This window comes from Rahnella sp. 1L-D-7-B-C2 (assembly GCF_057290995.1).
In genome coordinates this window covers 274,640-293,611 of sequence record NZ_JBXAVQ010000006.1, presented here as the reverse complement: position 1 = coordinate 293,611, position 18,972 = coordinate 274,640, and the positions used below count along the sequence as shown (strand labels likewise).

Here is an 18,972-nt window from a genome sequence, read left to right as displayed (position 1 = left end):
ACACTATGAGCACATTTAAATCTGTCGTCACTGACCTCGGACAGGCGCGCATTGCCGCTGCTATTGATAGCGGTCAGGACATCAACATCACCCAAATGGCTGTGGGCGACGGCGGCGGCAGAGCCACCGAACCGGTTTCCACGCAAACCAAACTGGTCAAAGAGACCTACCGCATCAAGCTGAACTCGCTGAAAACGGACAGCAAACATGCCAACTGGATCATCGCCGAAGCGATTATTCCCGCCAGCGCCGGGGGCTTCTGGATGCGGGAAATGGGGCTTTATGCCGATGACGGTATCCTGATTGCAGTCTGCAATATGGCCGAGACCTATAAACCTGCGCTGGAAGAAGGCTCCGGCCGCACGCAAACGCTGCGCATGGTCATTACCGTCACCAGCACCGATGCGGTCAGTTTGACCATAGATGACTCGTTGATCGTTGCAACCGAAGAGTATGTAAATGACCTGCTCGCCACCCACGAGAAATCGCGCAACCATCCTGATGGCACCCTGACCGCTAAAGGTTTTGTGCAACTGAGTAGCGCAGTGGACAATGCCAGCGAAGTGCTGGCGGCGACACCGAAAGCGGTGAAAGCGGCGAATGACAATGCAAACGGGCGTTTACCATCAGGTGGCACAGCCGTTGCGGCAACAAAACTGGCAACGGCAAGGAAAATTGCCGGTGTCGCGTTTGATGGAACGGCGGATATTAGTATCGCTGCGGGAAACGTCGGGGCAGTACCTACCGCCGGAGGGGATGTAGGCTATTTGGCTAACTCAGCACGTTACAGCATTAAACCGGGAGTATGGGAGGGATTCGGCGCTTTAGCAGCTCAATATACGAATCCCAAATCACCTTTCTTAATTCCTTTTGGATTGGCAGCGCCGGCAGGTGTTAGCAACTACTTGCCTATTATTAAGGGACTAACTCATACACAAACGCATGGTTATGGGGCAGCCGTAAGTTTTGGAGCACTCACCAGCGGCAACCCTGATTATGCCAGAGCATGTATTCATGTCATCGGAGATAATGGAAAAACCGCTGTATGGATATTTGACCCTAATACAAATGGGTTAGCTTGCCCTGGAGACATTAATGGTGCTGATATTTATGGCTCAAAATTTTCTGCTGGATATTTCTTTGCAAACAAAGTTGCATATTTAGACCGTGCCCAAGGGACTTATATTGGTTGGAATGAAAGTGGAAGCAGAGGTGAATCTAATTTCATTAACAATAGAGGCAATGGTCCTGGTGGCTTTGTTTTCAGGACAATCAATATAGACAATACCGTTCAAACAGGGCAAGTTATCTTCAGTGGAACTGGTGATCTCAGCACTTCGGGGACAATAACTGAGGCGGGGCAAAGAGTTTATAGCCCAAATAATAAACCAAGTCCAGAAGCTGTTAACTCAATCCAACGTGATACATGTAACGTAGCCGGTTTTGCTTCAGGTAATGCAACTGTGCCCTATATGCGTCACTCAACAAGCAATGCCGTTGTGACGCTTGCCACGAACACATGGACTACTGCAAACTTTGTTAGTGATATTCGTCTTGGCACCTCCTCAGAATTTCAGGAGCGAGGGAACATTGAACGTATGAGTGGCGGCGTTATGACTTCCTTCAAAGATGCAGGAAGTTCAAATTATTGGATCCGCCTTCGACCCTTACAGAAATTTATTAATGGCAACTGGTATACGGTAGGTTATGCATGAAAACAAAAGTTTATGGTCCATTTGCATTGCGTAAAAATCTGAATGAAAAAGAAACTCTGCTAGCAGATTCACATGGCATAACATTCCTTTCTGATCCAAAAGGCAATGACTGGTATCAATTACAAAAAAATTTATCTCCAGACAGGCTAAAAGTAGTATTTGATGAAAAGGGGGTGGTTAACTCTGCCAGTTATGATGCATCAACACTATGGCCACAATTTTTTAATTTAGTTGAAGTAGATTTCCTTCCGGAAAATTTTGAAAAGACACCAACTGGAGGAAAATGGATATTCGACGGTGAAAAAATAACTCTCAGAGTTTACTCAGCTGATGAACTTGCTGAACAGGCCTCTTATAGGAAAAATACTTTACTTACTGAAGCCTCAGTAATAATTAGCCCCCTACAAGATGCAAAAGAGTTAGGTATTGCGACAGACAATGAGCTTGCTGAATTAAATAAATGGATGCTTTACAGGGTTTCACTTAGCCGGATAGATTCTAAAATAGCGCCTGATATTATCTGGCCTGATATTCCGGCTTAATCTAAAGCTCCTTTGGGAGCTTTTTTATTGCTTTAGAATAGGCACCTGTTGTGCCACTCCTCCCACGCCTGCCATTGAATGCGCTTTCTTTTGTGAACCGGCATCCTTGCTTCACCCCCACAACAGAGAGAGTCACCCTGATGGCTGATTATCACCACGGCGTACGCGTCGTCGAAATCAATGACGGCACCCGCGTTATTTCAACTGTTTCAACAGCAATTATTGGCATGGTTTGTACCGCCGAAGATGCGGATGCCACCACGTTTCCGCTTAACACACCGGTTCTGATCACCGATGTTCTAGCCGCCAGCGGCAAGGGGGGTAAAACCGGTACGCTGCGTGCTGCGCTCCTGGCTATCGCGGATCAGTGCAAACCGGTCACCGTGGTCGTGCGTGTTGCGACCGGCGCGGATGAAGACGCCACCACCAGCAATATTATTGGCGGTTCGGATGCCAATGGTCGTTATACCGGCATGAAAGCCCTGCTTTCTGCGCAGGCAGAATTAGGCGTTAAGCCTCGTATTCTCGGGGTTCCGGGTCTGGATAATCAGGCGGTTGCCACCGCACTGGCGGGCGTCTGCCAGCAGCTGCGTGCTTTCGGATATATCAGCGCTTACGGCGCGAAAACGCTTTCCGACGCGATCAAATACCGTGACAACTTCAGCCAGCGCGAGCTGATGTTGATCTGGCCGGATTTTGTGAACTGGAATACGGCTACCGGCCAGTCTGATATTGCTTACGCCACTGCACGCGCTTTGGGTCTGCGCGCCAAAATTGACCAGGAAACCGGTTGGCATAAAACCCTGTCAAACGTCGGCGTCAACGGCGTGACCGGCCTTTCAGCCAGCGTATTCTGGGATTTACAGGCGAGCGGCACCGATGCCGATTTGCTGAACGAAGCGGGCGTGACGACGCTGGTACGCAAAGACGGGTTCCGCTTCTGGGGCAACCGCACCTGCAGCGACGATTCGTTGTTTATCTTCGAAAACTACACCCGCACCGCCCAGGTACTGGCCGATACCATGGCTGAAGCACACATGTGGGCTGTCGATAAGCCGATGACCCCGACGCTGGTGCGCGACATGATCGACGGCATCAAAGCCAAAATGCGCGAAATGAAATCAGCGGGTTACATCATTGATGGCGATTGCTGGTACGACGAAACCGCCAACACCGCAGAAACCCTGAAGGCCGGTAAGCTGTATATCGATTACGACTACACGCCGGTTCCTCCTCTGGAAGATCTGACCCTGCGCCAGCGTATCACCGACTCTTATCTGGTGAACTTTGCCGCGTCCATTAACAGCTAAGGAGAGAATGACTCATGGCACTTCCTAAAAAATTGAAATACCTGAACCTGTTTAACGACGGTAACAGCTACCTTGGCCTGGTCTCTTCCCTGACCCTGCCGAAACTGACCCGCAAGCTGGAAAACTATCGCGGCGGCGGCATGAGCGGTTCGGTCGCGGTGGATTTCGGTCTCGACGACGATGCGCTGACGCTGGAATGGTCGATCGGCGGTCTGGACGAACTGGTTTTGCAACAGTGGGGCAGCATCTCCGATATTCCGCTGCGTTTTGCCGGTTCCCTGCAACGCGACGATACCGGCGATGTATCCGCGGTTGAAGTGATGATGCGCGGCCGTCACAAAGAGTTTGATTTTGGTGAGTACAAGCAGGGTGAAGACACTGAAACCAAAGTCACCACCCAGTGCACCTACTTCAAACTGACTATCGACGGCAAAGAACTGATTGAGATCGACACCGTCAATATGGTGGAAATCGTCAACGGCGTTGACCGCCTGGCTGAACACCGCACCGCGCTCGGCCTGTAATTCCCTTCCCTGAGCCGGCAAAAGTTGCCGGCTTCACTTTCGCTTAAACAGGAAACCCTATGAGCCAGATTGAAAGCAACGACAACACCGTGATTCTTGATGTTCCGCTGAAACGCGGCGATATGGAAATCACAGAAATTCAGGTGACCAAACCGACGGCGGGTAGCCTGCGCGGTATCGGGCTGGCGGCGCTGGCGAACGCCGATGTGGATGCGCTGATTACCATTTTGCCCCGCATCACTTATCCCAATCTCACCAAAGAAGAGTGCTCACGCCTCGAGCTGCCTGACCTGATTGCACTGGCAGGCAAGGTGATTGGTTTTTTATCACCGAAACCGGCGGCGTAAACATCGCGCTCCGCCTCACCGTTGATGATCTGATGGCAGACGTCGCGGTGATCTTCCACTGGCCGCCGTCCGAGATGGACGGCATGTCGCTCACCGATCTGTTGAGCTGGCGATATAAAGCATTGCAACGCAGCGGAGTCAAAACAGATGAGTAATGTCGGGCAACTCCCCACTACGCTGGGGAACATCAATAAGCAGCTAAAATCTCTGAAAGCCGCGACGGAAAATGTCTGGCGGAATTTTACGACGCTGCCGAAAAAGACGTTATACAGCGTCATTTCAGATGATATCAGCGATATCGTCTTGGACTTCCAGACGCTGGAAAAACAAACACGAGTAATGGAAAACGTCTCCGGTGAGCAATATAAGCTATTCCCTGAAGTGCCGGGGGTATTCCTCCGCCAGAATTTTATTGATCAACAGAGCCATGACCTTCACGGTCAGGGCGCGAAGACTGAGTTACGTACCCTCCTTGTCGAACAACAAACCAGTGACATTAGCGGGCAAACAATACCCAGGCCGGAAAGCGCTGAGGCAAACAAAAACACGGGTATCGCAGCGATTAACTTTACTCATCCTCAGCTGGAACTGGCAAAAGAGTTTCTGAAACCCGGCGCCGAACTGCAGGCCGCGCTTTCGGACGTTCAGTCGATGCTTGGCCTGAAAAATGACGATCCGCGCCTCGCGGCGTTACGTCAGCAAAGCCTGTCGATGGCGGCGTCTGGCCATGCCCCCTCAGAGGTGGTGGCCACGCAGAAGAAACTCGCCGGGGACGGGCTAGATGCCAGTCAGGTTCTGGCGCAAACACCGGCTCAGCTCAACGGCGATACGCCGGAGGCACAAATGGCCGTAACGGTGAAAAGTGACAACCTTGACGGCGATATCACCAAACTGTTTGCGACCTGGGAAACCTTGCGCATCAATCTGTTTGAAGGACAAAGCTCAGCGCTGCGCGAACTAACGCAAACCGCCACCGGCTGGCTGACAACGCTCAATACCTGGATAACCGATAATCCACAGCTGGTGAATTCCCTGCTCGGCCTTGCTTTAGGGGTTACCGGTATTGTCGGCGGGCTGAGTTCGCTGAGTGCCGCCATCGCGCCGGTGCTGAGCGGCGTCAATATGCTGATGGCCGGAACCGGCGTACTCGGCCCCCTCTTGACCAGTACCGGCGGCATGATTGCAGCCGCTTTTACAGCCATCGGGTTGCCGCTGTTGCCGGTCATCGCCCTGATTGCCGGTATTGGCATCGCCATCGTAAAACTCTGGGAGCCAATCAGTGCTTTTGTCAGCGGGTTAGTCGCGGGTTTCAGTTCTGCCATAGGGCCGATCACTCTGACATTCGCGCCCTTTAAAGCTGCGCTGGCGTGGATAACTGATTTGTTTACGCCAATTAAATTCACACAGGATCAGCTGGCGGGCTTTAGCAACGTTGGCAAACTGGTCGGGGAAGCTATCGGAGAAATCTTCGTGACACTCTCGAAAGCCGTCTCTCAAATCGGGGAAGTCTTTAACTGGGCGCGTAAGGGCGTCGATTCCGTTCTGAATATTTTCAGTAGTGACTCTGATGAACCTGCTGAGAGCCTAAGTGCGCCAGCGGCCTTAGCGCCAAATCTTTCGTCGACAGGTGGAACGCTCAGCCTGTACCAGCCTGCCAAAAACAACTTTGCCAATAATCTGACCGATAACCGGGCAACGACCATGAATTTCAGTTTTACCGCCACCCCTGAAACAGACTATCCAAAAATTCAGGGCTTTATTACCCAGGCAATGAATGAGCGCGACAGGAATTATGAGAACGCGCTGCACAGCCAGTTCAGTAACGGAGGCTTCTACTCATGATGATGTCGCTGGGTTTATTTGTATTCAAACTGAGCACCCTCCCCTATCAGACCACCAGTCATCAGGTGAATTACATCTGGGCGGAAAATGCCCGTTTCGGACAGCGGGCGGTTTCGCAATTTCTGGGATTGGGTAAGGAAACGTTGAAACTGACGGGGCAACTCCTGCCAGAACTGACCGGCGGCATGCGCTATCTGCAAACCCTGCAAAGCATGGCGGATTCAGGCCGGGCATGGCCGCTGATTGAAGGGAACGGCACTATCTATGGCATGTTTGTCATTGAGAGCCTGACCAATGACAACGGCGAATTCAATTCAAACGGGCAGGCGCGGAGCATTACTTTCAGCGTCATTCTAAAAAGGGTGGATGAATCTCAGGCCGCCATGTTTGGCGACCTGATGGCGCAGGCTGAAGATTTGTATAACAAGGCCAGTTCGGCAATCGGCAATTTTATTACGGGAGGATAACGATGCTTACCGATGTTCAGTTACCCGCTGGCGCACGGATCGCGCCGGCTTTTACCCTGAAAATAAAGAATAAGGTGCTGGAACAAAGTGTCACCGACCGCATCATCAGTCTCACCGTCAATGACAAGAGCGGATTCGCCGCAGATGATCTGACACTCAAATTCGACGATGCCGACGGACAACTGCAAATGCCCGCCAGAGGCACTCTTTTGCATTTGCATATCGGGTGGTCGAAACAGGCTTTATACGACTGCGGGTACTTCATTGTGGATACCGTGACCCACCAGGGGTCACCAGATATTGTGATCGTTACCGCCCGCAGCGCCGATTTTCGGGGAACGTTCGAAACGAAACGCAGTCAGTCTTATGATGACTACACGCTGGGAGCGATCGTAAGGATCCTCTCAGCGCGCAATAATCTCTCTTTGCCGTTTATTGCGCCGGAGCTCGATAGCATTAAGATCCCCCACATCGATCAGACCGATGAGAATGACGGATATTTCCTCACCCGGCTGGCACAAAACTACGGCGCGCAAGCCACGGTGAAAAATGGCGCTATTATCTTTTTCAAACCTTATTCAGCAAGGAGCGCCTCCGGGCAAACGCTGCCGTGGAAAACGCTGGTACGCAGCGACGGCGATGAGCATATTTTCAAAGTGATTGATCAGAAGGCCTACAGCGGCGTGATTGCCCAGTCTTATGATGTGAAAACGGCGGCCACCAGCAGCGTAGCCCTGAAAAGAATACCGTCAGCAAACCCTGCCTCGCAAAAGCAACATCCATTAGCCACCAAAACGGCGGGCGCTGAGTCTGTGAAAACGCCACCACTAAAAAGTTATACCGCGGGATCCGGGGAAAACGTTCTCAAACTCCCTAAAATTTATCCCGATGAAGAGTCCGCAATGCGCGCGGCGGATTCTGTCTTTAATCAGATCCAGGCGGATTCAGCATCCTTTAGCATCAGGCTGGCGATGGGCCGTGCCGATCTCAGCGCTCAGACACCGCTGAATGTTCAGGGCTTCAAAAATGTAGTCGACGATCAGCGCTGGATTATCGACTCGGTTGAACATAGCCTCAATGAAAAGGGATTTACAACAAAGTTGAATTTGAAGATTTATGTGGCGGATATCACGTACCAGTCATCAATATCACAATCTTAAACTTGCTTTTGCAAGCTTAAGGTTTCATAATGACCTCATCGCTTACCTGTCATGCCGGAGGTTTTTATGATGCATTGCCCGCTTTGTGGAAAAGTCGCCCACACACGTTCAAGCCGTTATCTGAGTGAGTCTACGAAGGAACGGTATCATCAGTGCCAGAACATCGAGTGCAGCTGCACCTTCGCCACACACGAATCCGTCGCCCGCGTCATTTCAAAACCCGGGAGCGAAAAATCAGCGGCGTAGTCAAATTGTGGTCATTCAGATATAAAAAAAGGGGTTAGCCATTGGCTAACCCCTTGTTCTCTATTAACTAGTCGATGTCGCGTTAGCGATACCTTAGTTAAGACGCTCTTTGATACGAGCAGACTTACCAGTACGCTCACGCAGGTAGTACAGTTTAGCTTTACGAACGGCACCACGACGTTTAACAGCAATGCTGTCGATTACTGGGGAGTGAGTCTGGAATACACGCTCAACACCTTCGCCGTTAGAAATTTTGCGAACAGTGAATGCAGAGTGCAGACCGCGGTTACGAATAGCGATAACCACGCCCTCGAATGCCTGCAGACGCTTTTTAGAACCTTCAACGACCCATACCTTAACTTCCACGGAATCACCCGGACGGAATGCAGGTACGTCTTGCTTCATCTGCTCTTGTTCGATCTGTTTAATGATATTGCTCATAATATGTCTCTTACCCTAGGTAAACTGATATATCGGGAAGGCCTGGCAAAGTGCTCAAGCGGTCCCTCATAGTTTTGTTAACTGAGTCGATGTTCCTTTTGGAACTCTCTCAGTAACACCTCTTGCTCGTCAGTCAGAGCTAGGTTTTCCAGAAGTTCAGGTCTTCTAAGCCAGGTTCGACCCAGCGACTGTTTCAGGCGCCAGCGACGTATATCAGCGTGGTTTCCCGACAGTAAAACTGACGGTACCTCCATGCCTTCCAACACTTCAGGGCGGGTATAGTGGGGGCAGTCGAGCAATCCGTCAGCGAAAGAATCTTCTTCTGCTGAGGCCTGACGACCCAGAACGCCCGGTATAAAGCGGGAAACTGAATCAATCAAAGTCATTGCCGGCAACTCACCACCGCTGAGAACATAATCACCAATTGACCATTCTTCATCAATTTCGGTTTTGATTACGCGCTCATCAATCCCTTCATAACGGCCACACACCAGAATAATTTTCTGATGGGCCGCCAGTTCGCAAACACCGGTTTGATCCAGTTTGCGACCCTGAGGTGAAAGATAAATCACTTTCACACCCTCGCCTGCCGCTGCTTTTGCTGCATGAATCGCTTCCCGTAAAGGTTGCACCATCATCAGCATGCCGGGACCACCGCCATAAGGGCGCTCATCCACGGTACGATGTCGATCGTATGCGAAGTCACGAGGACTCCAGCAATTTACGCTCAACAGGCCATTCTTAACTGCCCGGCCAGTTACCCCGTAATCGGTGATTGCGCGGAACATCTCAGGAAACAGGCTAATTATACCGATCCACATAGCCTACCCCTTACAAATGCTTTGCCGCTCAACCCGCCGTTGTTTACATCAGTAAACGTTACGGAGGTCAAAAACCAGGATCCCAATCTACTTCGACGGTGCGAGTAGCGAGATCGACTTTCTTGATAACCTGCCCATCGAGGAACGGAATCAACCGCTCCTTGAGTCCGAAGGCATCTTTCAGGTTGGCTTTGACTACCATCACGTCGTTAGAACCGGTTTCCATCATATCGATGATTTTGCCCAGTTCGTAACCGGAAGTTGTCACTACCTGGCAACCAAAAAGGTCTTTCCAGTAATAGTCACCGTCTTCCAGTGTGGGTAGCTGCTTTGAATCGACGACAATTTCGCAATTGGTCAGCAGATTCGCTGCATCCCGATCATCAACGCCTTTGACTTTGATAATCAGGTCCTGAGTGTGGCGTTTCCAGCCTTCCAGCTCGATAACCTGCCACTTACCGGCACGCTGGATAAACCAGGGCTGGTATTCGAAGATGCTTTCAGCGTCTTCGGTGGATGAAAACACTCTGAGCCAACCACGAATGCCGTATGTTGAACCCATTTTGCCGAGTACTAACGGCTCAGCGGGTACCACTGGATTGGATTGCTTGCTCATTGCCACCACCGCGACAGATTAAGCTGCTTTCTTAGCGTCTTTGATCAGCGAAGAAACGCGATCAGAAACGGTTGCACCCAGATCTACCCAATGGGTAATACGATCCAGGTCCAGACGCAGTGCTTCAGCCTGGCCAGAAGCCAATGGGTTGAAGAAACCTACGCGTTCGATGAAACGACCGTCACGAGCGTTGCGGCTGTCGGTCACTACTACTTGATAAAACGGACGCTTTTTTGCGCCGCCACGTGCTAAACGAATTGTTACCATAACATCCTCTTTAGTTAATAAAACAACCAGACCCCATCGGGGAACGGGGTCTGGTTGCAATATAAAAAGCCCCAAAATTTTACTCATTTTGGCGCAAAAAGCAATCGAAAGCGTAGATTGCCTCCGTCGCTATTTGCCTGAGTACGTTTGGGGCCGTTTATGTGGCTGATAAATAGCCAGTCTTGTCGATTAGCGGCCTGGGAAACCCGGTGGCATCATACCTTTCATGCCACGCATCATTTTCGCCATACCGCCATTCTTCATTTTCTTCATCATGCGCTGCATGTCGTCAAACTGCTTGAGTAAGCGGTTAACGTCCTGCACCTGCATGCCGGAACCCATCGCAATACGTCGCTTACGGGAACCTTTAATTATTTCTGGCTTAGCACGCTCTTTCATCGTCATCGAATTGATGATCGCTTCCATACGCACCAGCACTTTATCGTCCATCTGAGATTTCACGTTGTCCGGCAATTGCCCGACGCCCGGCAATTTACTCATCATGTTCGCCATACCGCCCATGTTGCGCATTTGCTTAAGCTGATCGAGGAAGTCGGTCAGGTCGAAACCGTCGCCTTTTTTGAGCTTGCTGGCCAGTTTCTCAGCCTGCGCGCGGTCGACTTTACTCTCAATATCTTCGATAAGTGAGAGAACGTCACCCATGCCCAAAATACGTGAAGCGATACGATCCGGATGGAAAGGCTCCAGCGCATCGTTTTTTTCACCCATCCCGAGGAATTTAATCGGTTTGCCCGTGATATGGCGAATTGAGAGTGCAGCACCACCACGCGCGTCACCATCAACTTTCGTCAGGATCACACCCGTCAGCGGCAGCGCTTCGTTAAACGCTTTCGCCGTGTTTGCAGCATCCTGGCCGGTCATGGCATCGACAACAAACAGCGTTTCAACCGGATTAATCGCGGCGTGAACCTGTTTGATCTCGTCCATCATCGCTTCATCGACGTGTAAACGGCCGGCGGTATCGACGATCAGAACGTCATAAAATTTCAGTTTGGCTTGCTGAAGGGCGCGGCGAACGATATCAACCGGCTTTTCCTGTGCATCCGACGGGAAAAAATCCACTTCAACTTGCTGTGCCAGCGTTTCCAGCTGTTTGATCGCCGCAGGGCGATAAACGTCGGCAGACACCACCAGCACTTTTTTCTTTTTCTTTTCTTTCAGGAATTTCGCCAGTTTACCGACGCTGGTGGTTTTACCCGCACCTTGTAAACCCGCCATCAGCACGACGGCCGGTGGCTGTGCCGCTAAATTGAGCTCGGTGTTCGCCTCGCCCATCGCGTTTTCCAGTTCTTTCTGGACAATTTTGACGAATTCCTGACCCGGTGTAAGGCTCTTATTGACCTCAACGCCAACGGCGCTCTCTTTCACCCGGTTGATGAAGTCACGAACGACCGGCAGCGCAACGTCCGCTTCCAGTAACGCCATGCGGACTTCACGCAACGTCTCTTTGATATTTTCTTCGGTCAGCCGCCCGCGGCCGCTGATATTGCGCAGTGTGCGCGACAATCGATCGCTTAAATTCTCAAACATCGTCTCTTGCTCAACGTAATGACAGGCCGCTTTTGCGACGTAATTGCGGGATTATAACACGAAGCGTTGACGATCTCTGCTTTGGCGTCTCAGATAGGTTGGAGCGTGACGCGGGTAACGTTATACTGCGATTCTCATTCACTTTTCGATGCTACTGAAACGCTATGTCAGTTTTTGCTCTCGTCGCCATGTTGGCCTATCTGTTCAGCCTTGCACTGATCATTCCGAGCATCATTCGGAAGAACAGCGCATATCGGCGTCTGGCACTGATTTCCGTGGTGGTGGCGCTGGTGTGTCACGCCGTTGCGTTGCAGCAGCGCATCTTTGACGTCAGCACCGGCCAGAACCTGAGTCTGGTCAATATAGGCTCGGTGGTGAGTTTAATCATTGGCACGGTGATGACGATCGTCGCCTCGCGCAATCGTGGCTGGTTCGTTCTGCCGATCGTCTACAGTTTTTCTCTGATCAACCTGGCCTTTGTGACATTTCTGCCGGGCGAGTTCATTACGCATCTGGAGGAAAGCAAAGGGCTGCTGGTCCACATCGGCCTGGCGTTGTTCTCATATGCGACACTAATGATTGCCGCACTCTACGCACTGCAGCTGGCGTGGCTCGATTACCAGCTCAAGAACAAACGTCTCACCTTTACTGCCGATATGCCACCACTGATGAGCATCGAACGTAAACTTTTTCACATCACCCAGATCGGTGTCATTTTACTGACACTGACGCTGTGCACCGGTTTGCTGTATCTGAACAATCTGTTCAGCCCGGAGAATATCGACAAGGCCGTCTTATCGATACTGGCATGGTTCGTTTATATCGTCCTGCTGTGGGGACATTATCACGAAGGCTGGCGTGGCCGCCGCGTGGTATGGTTCAGCATGGCTGGCGCCATTCTTCTGACTCTCGCCTATTTTGGCAGTCGCCTGATCCAGCAAATCATGGTTCATCAATAATAAGGAATTCCCGTTGGAGCACGTCTCGACAACAACCCTGATCATCATATTGATCATCATGGTGGTGGTTTCGGCTTATTTTTCAGCCTCCGAAACCGGTATGATGACACTCAACCGTTACCGGTTACGTCACCTGGCCAAGCAGGGTAACCGCGGTGCACGTCGCGTCGAAAAGCTGTTAAAACGCCCGGATCAATTGATTAGTCTGGTGCTCATCGGCAACAATCTGGTCAACATCCTTGCTTCCGCTCTGGCAACAATTGTGGGTATCCGCCTCTACGGCGATGCTGGCGTTGCGATTGCCACCGGCGTGCTGACTTTCGTGGTACTGCTGTTTGCCGAAGTGTTGCCGAAAACCTTCGCGGCACTGAACCCGGAACGCATCGCTTTCCCGAGCAGTATTTTGTTGCGCCCGCTGCAAACCATCATGATGCCTTTAGTGTGGATCCTTAACAGTCTCTCGCGTCTGCTGATGACCATGTGCGGTATCAAAACCACCACCAGCCTCAGCGATGCGATGAGCAAAGAAGAGCTGCGGACTATCGTGAATGAATCGCGCTCGCAAATCTCCCGTCGAAATCAGGACATGCTGCTTTCCGTGCTCGACCTTGAGAAGGTGACGGTCGATGACATCATGGTGCCGCGCAATGAAATCGTCGGTATCGATATCAACGATGACTGGAAATCCATCATCCGCCAGCTGACACATTCACCGCATGGTCGTATTGTGCTTTACCGTGACTCACTCGATGACGCCATCGGCATGCTGCGCCTGCGCGAAGCGTATCGTCTGATGACCGAGAAGAAAGAGTTCACCAAAGAAAACCTGCTGCGCGCCGCCGATGAGATTTACTACATCCCGGAAGGCACACCGCTGAATATTCAGTTGGTCAAGTTCCAGCGCAATAAGAAAAAAGCCGGAATTGTGGTCGATGAGTACGGCGATATACAGGGGTTGGTGACAGTAGAGGATATCCTCGAGGAAATCGTCGGTGATTTTACCACGTCGATGTCACCGACACTGGCCGAAGAGGTGACGCCTCAAAGCGATGGTTCCGTTGTGATTGAAGGCAGTGCGAACGTCCGTGAACTGAACAAAGCCTTTAACTGGAATCTGCCTGCTGACGGGCCACGAACCATGAATGGCATGCTACTGGAAGTGCTGGAAGAGATCCCAGTCATCGGCACAAACTTGCGGATTAAGAATTATGAAGTCGAAATTCTGGATGTGCAGGAGAACATGATCAAACAGGTTCAGGTACGCCCTCTCCAACCCTTACAAAGCACCGTAAATCAGCGCTAGCAGCAAGAGTTGCAGACATAAAAAAGACGCGAAATTCGCGTCTTTTTTTGCTTCTGCCCAATGAACTAGATGTGCAATTCAGACAGTTTTTCTTTTGGCAGAGCCAGATCGTCGTTACGGTTCACGACAACGTCGTGATCGAGAATGTGCTGCGCGATTTCCTGCGCTTCTTTCAGAGAGTGCATCTCGAAGGTACCGCACTGATACTCATTCAGCTCAGGGATCTGACGTTGTTCTTTCACCTTCAGAACATCTGCCATCGCCGCTTTCCAGGAATCAGCGACCAACTGCTCTTCCGGCACACCGATCAGGCTCATATAGAACCCGGTACGGCAACCCATCGGAGAAATATCGATGATCTCAACGCCGTTTCCGTTCAGGTGATTACGCATAAAGCCTGCGAACAGGTGCTCCAGCGTATGAATACCACGCTCAGGCATCACTTCAATATTCGGGCGGCAGAAGCGCAGATCGAACACAGTGATGGTGTCCCCGTGCGGGGTTTTCATGGTTTTTGCGACGCGAACAGCAGGTGCTGCCATACGGGTATGGTCTACGGTAAAGCTATCCAACAGTGGCATATCGTCACCTCTCCTAAATAAATTAAATTTTTTTACGAACTCAGGAAACCTTTTCCCAGCATGCGGGTCTTAATTAGTGAAAGACGCGCATTTGTTATCATCATCCCTGTAAACAGAGATGTTTATTTGGCCACATTAATTGTGGCCTTTTTCTTTTTTACTCTTCGGTACCACCTGCGTGAGCAGCCAGATAGTCTTCTAAGCTTAGCGTGTCACTGGCTTCCATGTCGCGCTGACGCTGCCATGAACCATCCTGCTCTGCCAGCAATGCGCTTTCATCCAATACTTCCAGCGGTTCGCTGACCAGCATCTGACGATATTTCTCGGCCAGTTCCAGTCCTAAATTACCCACGCCCTGCTGTTTCAGTGCTTTCAGAATACGCGCGGAGTAAGTCAGCTCCGGATCATCAAACGCCGCAACCAGTTCCTTACAAACGTCCTGATACAGATGATCGCCATTCTGACTGTCCATCACCTGTGCCACGCGGTTCAAATCAGCGAACAAATCTTTGCCAACCTGATCCAGCGGTTTGCGTTCGTCATAACAACCGATGCCGATCGTCTGACCCGGCTTACGCCCTTCGAGGATCACGCGGTTCCAGTTCTGGCGTGTACAACGCAGCTCATCGCTGTTCATCTCAGGCGCGTCAGCTAAGGCACACCATACCAAAAACAGATCGAGGAAACGCGCCTGCGTCGCATCAATCCCTACAGGGGAGAATGGATTGACGTCCAGCGATCGCACCTCAATGTATTCGATCCCACCACGCAGCAACGCCTCAGAAGGTGTTTCACCTGATTTAGTCACGCGCTTAGGACGGATTGGCGCATAAAGCTCGTTCTCAATCTGTAACACATTGGTGTTCAGTTGCAGATATTTTCCGTCTTTCTTCACTCCCATTTGGGCATATTCTGCCGATGGCGTGCGGATCGCCCTTTTAACGCCTTTCACGTAAGTTTCAAGATCGTTAAAGGTGATATCCAGATTGCTCTGCGATTTATTGGTGTAGCCCAAATCACTCAGACGCAGTGACGTCGCATATGGGAGATAACACATCCCGCCTTCGGTATATTCGAAAGGCAGGTCTGTCTTACGACCTTTGAGGAAAGATGAACAGATCGCAGGCGACGCGCCAAACAGGTACGGGATCACCCAGCCGAAGCGGTAATAGTTGCGGATCAGCTTAAAGTAACCCGCAGAAATCGCTTCTTTGCCGCTTTTCGCATCCTTCACGCCCAGACGCTCTTGCCAGAATGACAATGGCAGTGAGAAGTTATAATGGATGCCGGAAATGACCTGCATCAGCGCGCCGTAACGGTTCTTCAGGCCTTCGCGATACAGCGTTTTCATGCGCCCGACGTTAGACGAACCGTACTGCGCGAGTTCGATGTCCTGTCCGGATTCGATAAAGCACGGCATGCTGAATGGCCACATGCGCTCATCACCGAGCTCCCGCGCGACGTGACGATGAATGTCACGCAAAAACGCCATCAGATGCTCGATATTGTCATCGACGGGCGTAATAAATTCTAATAAGGCTTCAGCAAAATCGGTGGTGATCCAGCGATGCGTCAACGCCGCACCTAAGGATTCCGGATGTCCGGTTGTCGCTAATGAACCATCGGGATTAACACGCAGCGTTTCACGCTCAATACCGCGACGAATACCTTTAAGTGCCTGAGGATGCGCTTCCAGCCAGGAAAGCGCCTGTGATACATCCGGGATCAAATTGACCTCCCGCTCTGTGAAATCATTGATTTGCAAGCATAGTGAGTCTGCATAGATGTGACCATAATTGATGACTGATGCCAATCTAACCGAACCATGAAAGCCCCTGTAGCGTTACCACAGTAATAAGAACGTAACGCACCGCTTTTCCAATAAACATGAAAAAGACCACCGGACCCCACGGCATTCGCAGCCAACCTGCTAAAACGCATAACACATCGCCAATCACCGGTAGCCAGCTCAGCAATAAAGCGGCCGGTCCGAAGCGCTTCAGCCAGCCTTCTGCAACGTGTAACCCACGCTGAGGCTTTAGCTGCGGCAGAAAGCGTCCGATGATGACGTTAGTTATGCCACCTAAGGTATTGCCAACAGAAGCGGACAAAACCAGTGCCGCTGGCATTGCACTGCCAGCTGACAATAAAGCGACTAATAAGACTTCTGAGTTGCCGGGTAACAACGTGGCACTTAAAAAGCTGCTGCCAAATAAGGAAGCCAGCGCCACGGCGCTACTCACAGCGTACGCACGTCCACAAAAGCCATGTTGGCGCGTTTTGCCGCCTCAATACCAAAATCTGCATCTTCAAAGACGACGCATTTTTCAGGAGGCACGCCGATGAGCTCAGCGCAACGCAAAAAGGTATCTGGTGCGGGTTTATGGTTCTGCACATCATTAGCGCCTACGATCGCATCAAAGCAATCACGTAAGCCTAAGTGACGCAACAGAGCATCCGCCATCCAGTGTTCACTGCCCGTGCCTACGGCCATCGGACGGCGACCGTGATATGCCTTGACGACATCAATCAATGGCAACGGACGTACCGTGTCCAGCAACATTTCCTGCACCGCGGCGGTTTTCTCAGCGGCCAGAAGATGCGGATCCATCTCGACATGATTACTGTCGATCACAAACTTGGCGATGCGCCAGGTCGGAGAACCGTTCAGGGCAACCATGGATTCGACATCAAACTGCATGCTGTATTTGGTTAATACCTGATGCCATGCCTTACGATGAGTTGGCTCGGTATCCAATATGGTGCCATCCATATCAAATATTAGCCCTTCGTATTGATCGTACATCGAATGCTCCATGCTCACGAAAAAACTGGAAAACTACTTTATCGCAAAGTCTGGTGAAAGTCGCATTTTGTCCGTTCGCAGAGCACATCCGAACACGTCGGAAAATCAGAGAAATGAGGAGAGAAGCGCGAAGATGAAATGCAGAAAGCAAAAAACCCGCCGAAGCGGGTTTCTCTAATAGGGTTCACTCGGGAAGATTACTCGGCTAATGCCTCGCCCTGCGGCGCCGTTGCTAAAGCAACGTTATCTTCCTTCGTGCTATCTGCATGCTGAGTGCAATATAAAATCCTATCATCGCTTCAACACACACAAAATATGGTGCACCCAGGAAGATTCGAACTTCCGACCGCTCGGTTCGTAGCCGAGTACTCTATCCAGCTGAGCTATGGGTGCATTGGGGTCGTGCTGATTTTATTTCGGAAAATACTAAGAGGAAGAACGGTGCACCCAGAAAGATTACTCGGCAATGCCTCACCCTACGGGCCGTTGCTAAAGCAACGTTATCTTCCTTCGTGCTATCTGCATGCTGAGTGCAATATAAAATCCTATCATCGCTTCAACACACAAAATATGGTGCACCCAGGAAGATTCGAACTTCCGACCGCTCGGTTCGTAGCCGAGTACTCTATCCAGCTGAGCTATGGGTGCATTTTGATTCTTACTGCAGATTTACCTGACCATTTTTCCCTACTACATCGGCGTTAGCCTCTGCCCATTACGCTCATTTGATTGCAAATCAACATACGCTTTGGAAAGTATGGTGCACCCAGGAAGATTCGAACTTCCGACCGCTCGGTTCGTAGCCGAGTACTCTATCCAGCTGAGCTATGGGTGCATTTTAAATGGCGGTGAGGCGGGGATTCGAACCCCGGATGCAGCTTTTGACCGCATACTCCCTTAGCAGGGGAGCGCCTTCAGCCTCTCGGCCACCTCACCATACGCCTCTTGCGAGTGTGCTGATTAACTTTGTTCAAGCTCATCGGCACTGCGTGGCGCACATATTACTTTCTGGCCCTTATAAGTCAAACCCTTTTTTCCTAACAATCACTCGATTGGACATTTCACGCGCAACCTGCACAGTTTGAAGGCAATAAAGCGGGAAAAACGCAGAAAACTCACGTTATTTTTTGTGCAAGGGGGATGACCGCGCCGGGCTCAAAAGAAAAGAAAGCAGAAAAAACACAGAGAAATACTGGGAGGGAAATCGGTAATACGTAGAAAAGAGGTTTAGCGCCTCGCCTTCAGCGAGACGCCTCGTAAATCAGTAACTCGTCTGTTGAGATTTTTCAGCTTGGATACGCTGATAGATCTCTTCACGGTGGACGGAAACCTCTTTTGGCGCGTTCACACCAATACGTACCTGATTACCTTTTACACCTAAAACGGTAACAGTAACCTCATCGCCAATCATGAGGGTTTCACCAACTCGGCGAGTTAGAATCAGCATTCTTTGCTCCTTGAATAATTAAAAGAG

At 50.8% G+C, this 18,972-nt stretch carries 22 protein-coding genes and 4 tRNA genes; 12 read left to right on the top strand and 14 right to left on the bottom strand.

Features of this window, described 5'->3' with window-relative positions; translation table 11 throughout:
- The first annotated feature begins 5 nt into the window (after positions 1 to 5).
- The 10 genes from AC0Z7K_RS13130 to AC0Z7K_RS13085 all read left to right on the top strand — a co-directional run bounded on the left by AC0Z7K_RS13130 (position 6) and on the right by AC0Z7K_RS13085 (position 8,153).
- Positions 6 to 1,715 carry a phage tail protein gene (locus AC0Z7K_RS13130; RefSeq protein ID WP_485614743.1) on the top strand — a complete coding sequence of 570 codons (1,710 nt, stop codon included), beginning with the start codon at positions 6 to 8 and terminating at the stop codon, positions 1,713 to 1,715.
- The gene (locus tag AC0Z7K_RS13125) at positions 1,712 to 2,257 is read left to right on the top strand and encodes a tail fiber assembly protein (protein WP_485614742.1); all 546 of its coding nucleotides are present in this window, start codon (positions 1,712 to 1,714) and stop codon (positions 2,255 to 2,257) included. The genes AC0Z7K_RS13130 and AC0Z7K_RS13125 overlap by 4 nt, the downstream gene beginning before the upstream one ends.
- 140 nt (positions 2,258 to 2,397) lie before the next feature.
- Positions 2,398 to 3,567, top strand: coding sequence for a phage tail sheath protein (locus AC0Z7K_RS13120; RefSeq protein ID WP_485614741.1), 1,170 nt, complete (start codon positions 2,398 to 2,400; stop codon positions 3,565 to 3,567).
- A 14-nt stretch (positions 3,568 to 3,581) separates the two neighbouring features.
- Complete coding sequence (locus AC0Z7K_RS13115; protein ID WP_413530434.1) at positions 3,582 to 4,091, top strand: phage major tail tube protein; 510 nt, start codon at positions 3,582 to 3,584, stop codon at positions 4,089 to 4,091.
- 59 nt (positions 4,092 to 4,150) lie between these two features.
- On the top strand, positions 4,151 to 4,438 hold the full coding sequence (locus AC0Z7K_RS13110; RefSeq protein ID WP_413530433.1) for a phage tail assembly protein: 288 nt from the start codon (positions 4,151 to 4,153) through the stop codon (positions 4,436 to 4,438).
- Positions 4,439 to 4,470: 32 nt separating this feature from the next.
- The gene (locus AC0Z7K_RS13105) at positions 4,471 to 4,593 is read left to right on the top strand and encodes a GpE family phage tail protein (RefSeq protein WP_485614740.1); all 123 of its coding nucleotides are present in this window, start codon (positions 4,471 to 4,473) and stop codon (positions 4,591 to 4,593) included.
- The gene (locus AC0Z7K_RS13100) at positions 4,586 to 6,280 is read left to right on the top strand and encodes a phage tail tape measure protein (RefSeq protein ID WP_485614738.1); all 1,695 of its coding nucleotides are present in this window, start codon (positions 4,586 to 4,588) and stop codon (positions 6,278 to 6,280) included. The genes AC0Z7K_RS13105 and AC0Z7K_RS13100 overlap by 8 nt, the downstream gene beginning before the upstream one ends.
- On the top strand, positions 6,277 to 6,747 hold the full coding sequence (locus AC0Z7K_RS13095; RefSeq protein ID WP_485614736.1) for a phage tail protein: 471 nt from the start codon (positions 6,277 to 6,279) through the stop codon (positions 6,745 to 6,747). The genes AC0Z7K_RS13100 and AC0Z7K_RS13095 overlap by 4 nt, the downstream gene beginning before the upstream one ends.
- Positions 6,748 to 6,749: 2 nt before the next feature.
- Complete coding sequence (locus tag AC0Z7K_RS13090; RefSeq protein ID WP_485614735.1) at positions 6,750 to 7,907, top strand: contractile injection system protein, VgrG/Pvc8 family; 1,158 nt, start codon at positions 6,750 to 6,752, stop codon at positions 7,905 to 7,907.
- A 66-nt stretch (positions 7,908 to 7,973) separates the two neighbouring features.
- Entirely contained in the window at positions 7,974 to 8,153 is a 180-nt protein-coding gene (locus tag AC0Z7K_RS13085; RefSeq protein ID WP_112169374.1) for an ogr/Delta-like zinc finger family protein, read from the top strand.
- Between the two features lie 93 nt (positions 8,154 to 8,246).
- Here the strand turns inward: AC0Z7K_RS13085 and rplS are convergent, their stop codons facing one another.
- From rplS to ffh, 5 genes are all read right to left on the bottom strand, one after another.
- Positions 8,247 to 8,594, bottom strand: coding sequence for a 50S ribosomal protein L19 (gene rplS, locus AC0Z7K_RS13080; protein ID WP_056772777.1), 348 nt, complete (start codon positions 8,592 to 8,594; stop codon positions 8,247 to 8,249).
- A gap of 77 nt (positions 8,595 to 8,671) precedes the next feature.
- Positions 8,672 to 9,415 carry a tRNA (guanosine(37)-N1)-methyltransferase TrmD gene (gene trmD, locus AC0Z7K_RS13075; protein WP_056772780.1) on the bottom strand — a complete coding sequence of 248 codons (744 nt, stop codon included), beginning with the start codon at positions 9,413 to 9,415 and terminating at the stop codon, positions 8,672 to 8,674.
- 67 nt (positions 9,416 to 9,482) lie between these two features.
- A complete protein-coding gene (gene rimM / locus AC0Z7K_RS13070) occupies positions 9,483 to 10,031 on the bottom strand; it encodes a ribosome maturation factor RimM (protein WP_112169372.1) in 549 nt (182 codons plus the stop codon).
- Between the two features lie 18 nt (positions 10,032 to 10,049).
- Positions 10,050 to 10,298, bottom strand: coding sequence for a 30S ribosomal protein S16 (gene rpsP, locus AC0Z7K_RS13065; protein ID WP_104924471.1), 249 nt, complete (start codon positions 10,296 to 10,298; stop codon positions 10,050 to 10,052).
- A gap of 189 nt (positions 10,299 to 10,487) precedes the next feature.
- The gene (gene ffh, locus AC0Z7K_RS13060) at positions 10,488 to 11,849 is read right to left on the bottom strand and encodes a signal recognition particle protein (RefSeq protein WP_413530428.1); all 1,362 of its coding nucleotides are present in this window, start codon (positions 11,847 to 11,849) and stop codon (positions 10,488 to 10,490) included.
- Between the two features lie 164 nt (positions 11,850 to 12,013).
- Here ffh and AC0Z7K_RS13055 point away from each other — a divergent pair, with 164 nt between their 5' ends.
- Entirely contained in the window at positions 12,014 to 12,808 is a 795-nt protein-coding gene (locus AC0Z7K_RS13055) for a cytochrome C assembly family protein (protein WP_112169368.1), read from the top strand.
- Between the two features lie 13 nt (positions 12,809 to 12,821).
- Complete coding sequence (locus tag AC0Z7K_RS13050) at positions 12,822 to 14,111, top strand: HlyC/CorC family transporter (protein ID WP_413530427.1); 1,290 nt, start codon at positions 12,822 to 12,824, stop codon at positions 14,109 to 14,111.
- 65 nt (positions 14,112 to 14,176) lie between these two features.
- Here the strand turns inward: AC0Z7K_RS13050 and luxS are convergent, their stop codons facing one another.
- The 9 genes from luxS to csrA form a co-directional block, all read right to left on the bottom strand.
- Positions 14,177 to 14,692 (bottom strand): S-ribosylhomocysteine lyase, encoded by a 516-nt coding sequence (gene luxS / locus AC0Z7K_RS13045; protein ID WP_413530426.1) that lies wholly within the window; start codon positions 14,690 to 14,692, stop codon positions 14,177 to 14,179.
- Between the two features lie 157 nt (positions 14,693 to 14,849).
- Positions 14,850 to 16,421: a glutamate--cysteine ligase gene (gshA, locus tag AC0Z7K_RS13040; RefSeq protein WP_485614731.1), complete on the bottom strand. Its 1,572-nt coding sequence runs from the start codon at positions 16,419 to 16,421 to the stop codon at positions 14,850 to 14,852.
- Positions 16,422 to 16,506: 85 nt separating this feature from the next.
- A complete protein-coding gene (locus tag AC0Z7K_RS13035) occupies positions 16,507 to 16,935 on the bottom strand; it encodes a YqaA family protein (RefSeq protein ID WP_413530424.1) in 429 nt (142 codons plus the stop codon).
- Positions 16,932 to 17,498: a fructose-1-phosphate/6-phosphogluconate phosphatase gene (yqaB, locus tag AC0Z7K_RS13030; protein ID WP_413530423.1), complete on the bottom strand. Its 567-nt coding sequence runs from the start codon at positions 17,496 to 17,498 to the stop codon at positions 16,932 to 16,934. The genes AC0Z7K_RS13035 and yqaB overlap by 4 nt, the downstream gene beginning before the upstream one ends.
- A 316-nt stretch (positions 17,499 to 17,814) precedes the next feature.
- A tRNA-Arg gene (locus AC0Z7K_RS13025) sits at positions 17,815 to 17,891 on the bottom strand.
- 178 nt (positions 17,892 to 18,069) lie between these two features.
- Positions 18,070 to 18,146 (bottom strand) — tRNA-Arg (locus AC0Z7K_RS13020).
- 110 nt (positions 18,147 to 18,256) lie between these two features.
- Positions 18,257 to 18,333 (bottom strand) — tRNA-Arg (locus tag AC0Z7K_RS13015).
- Positions 18,334 to 18,341: 8 nt separating this feature from the next.
- Positions 18,342 to 18,434, bottom strand: a tRNA-Ser gene (locus AC0Z7K_RS13010).
- A gap of 325 nt (positions 18,435 to 18,759) precedes the next feature.
- Positions 18,760 to 18,945 (bottom strand): carbon storage regulator CsrA, encoded by a 186-nt coding sequence (gene csrA / locus AC0Z7K_RS13005; protein WP_013574027.1) that lies wholly within the window; start codon positions 18,943 to 18,945, stop codon positions 18,760 to 18,762.
- Positions 18,946 to 18,972 lie beyond the last annotated feature (27 nt).

Excerpts from the sequence above, each read along its gene's own strand:
- AC0Z7K_RS13130 (WP_485614743.1), top strand. The coding sequence starts at position 6 with ATGAGCACATTTAAATCTGTCGTCACTGACCTCGGACAGGCGCGCATT.
- AC0Z7K_RS13125 (WP_485614742.1), top strand. The coding sequence starts at position 1,712 with ATGAAAACAAAAGTTTATGGTCCATTTGCATTGCGTAAAAATCTGAAT.
- AC0Z7K_RS13120 (WP_485614741.1), top strand. The coding sequence starts at position 2,398 with ATGGCTGATTATCACCACGGCGTACGCGTCGTCGAAATCAATGACGGC.
- AC0Z7K_RS13115 (WP_413530434.1), top strand. The coding sequence starts at position 3,582 with ATGGCACTTCCTAAAAAATTGAAATACCTGAACCTGTTTAACGACGGT.
- AC0Z7K_RS13110 (WP_413530433.1), top strand. The coding sequence starts at position 4,151 with ATGAGCCAGATTGAAAGCAACGACAACACCGTGATTCTTGATGTTCCG.
- AC0Z7K_RS13105 (WP_485614740.1), top strand. The coding sequence starts at position 4,471 with ATGGCAGACGTCGCGGTGATCTTCCACTGGCCGCCGTCCGAGATGGAC.
- AC0Z7K_RS13100 (WP_485614738.1), top strand. The coding sequence starts at position 4,586 with ATGAGTAATGTCGGGCAACTCCCCACTACGCTGGGGAACATCAATAAG.
- AC0Z7K_RS13095 (WP_485614736.1), top strand. The coding sequence starts at position 6,277 with ATGATGATGTCGCTGGGTTTATTTGTATTCAAACTGAGCACCCTCCCC.
- AC0Z7K_RS13090 (WP_485614735.1), top strand. The coding sequence starts at position 6,750 with ATGCTTACCGATGTTCAGTTACCCGCTGGCGCACGGATCGCGCCGGCT.
- AC0Z7K_RS13085 (WP_112169374.1), top strand. The coding sequence starts at position 7,974 with ATGATGCATTGCCCGCTTTGTGGAAAAGTCGCCCACACACGTTCAAGC.
- rplS (WP_056772777.1), bottom strand. The coding sequence starts at position 8,594 with ATGAGCAATATCATTAAACAGATCGAACAAGAGCAGATGAAGCAAGAC.
- trmD (WP_056772780.1), bottom strand. The coding sequence starts at position 9,415 with ATGTGGATCGGTATAATTAGCCTGTTTCCTGAGATGTTCCGCGCAATC.
- rimM (WP_112169372.1), bottom strand. The coding sequence starts at position 10,031 with ATGAGCAAGCAATCCAATCCAGTGGTACCCGCTGAGCCGTTAGTACTC.
- rpsP (WP_104924471.1), bottom strand. The coding sequence starts at position 10,298 with ATGGTAACAATTCGTTTAGCACGTGGCGGCGCAAAAAAGCGTCCGTTT.
- ffh (WP_413530428.1), bottom strand. The coding sequence starts at position 11,849 with ATGTTTGAGAATTTAAGCGATCGATTGTCGCGCACACTGCGCAATATC.
- AC0Z7K_RS13055 (WP_112169368.1), top strand. The coding sequence starts at position 12,014 with ATGTCAGTTTTTGCTCTCGTCGCCATGTTGGCCTATCTGTTCAGCCTT.
- luxS (WP_413530426.1), bottom strand. The coding sequence starts at position 14,692 with ATGCCACTGTTGGATAGCTTTACCGTAGACCATACCCGTATGGCAGCA.
- yqaB (WP_413530423.1), bottom strand. The coding sequence starts at position 17,498 with ATGTACGATCAATACGAAGGGCTAATATTTGATATGGATGGCACCATA.
- csrA (WP_013574027.1), bottom strand. The coding sequence starts at position 18,945 with ATGCTGATTCTAACTCGCCGAGTTGGTGAAACCCTCATGATTGGCGAT.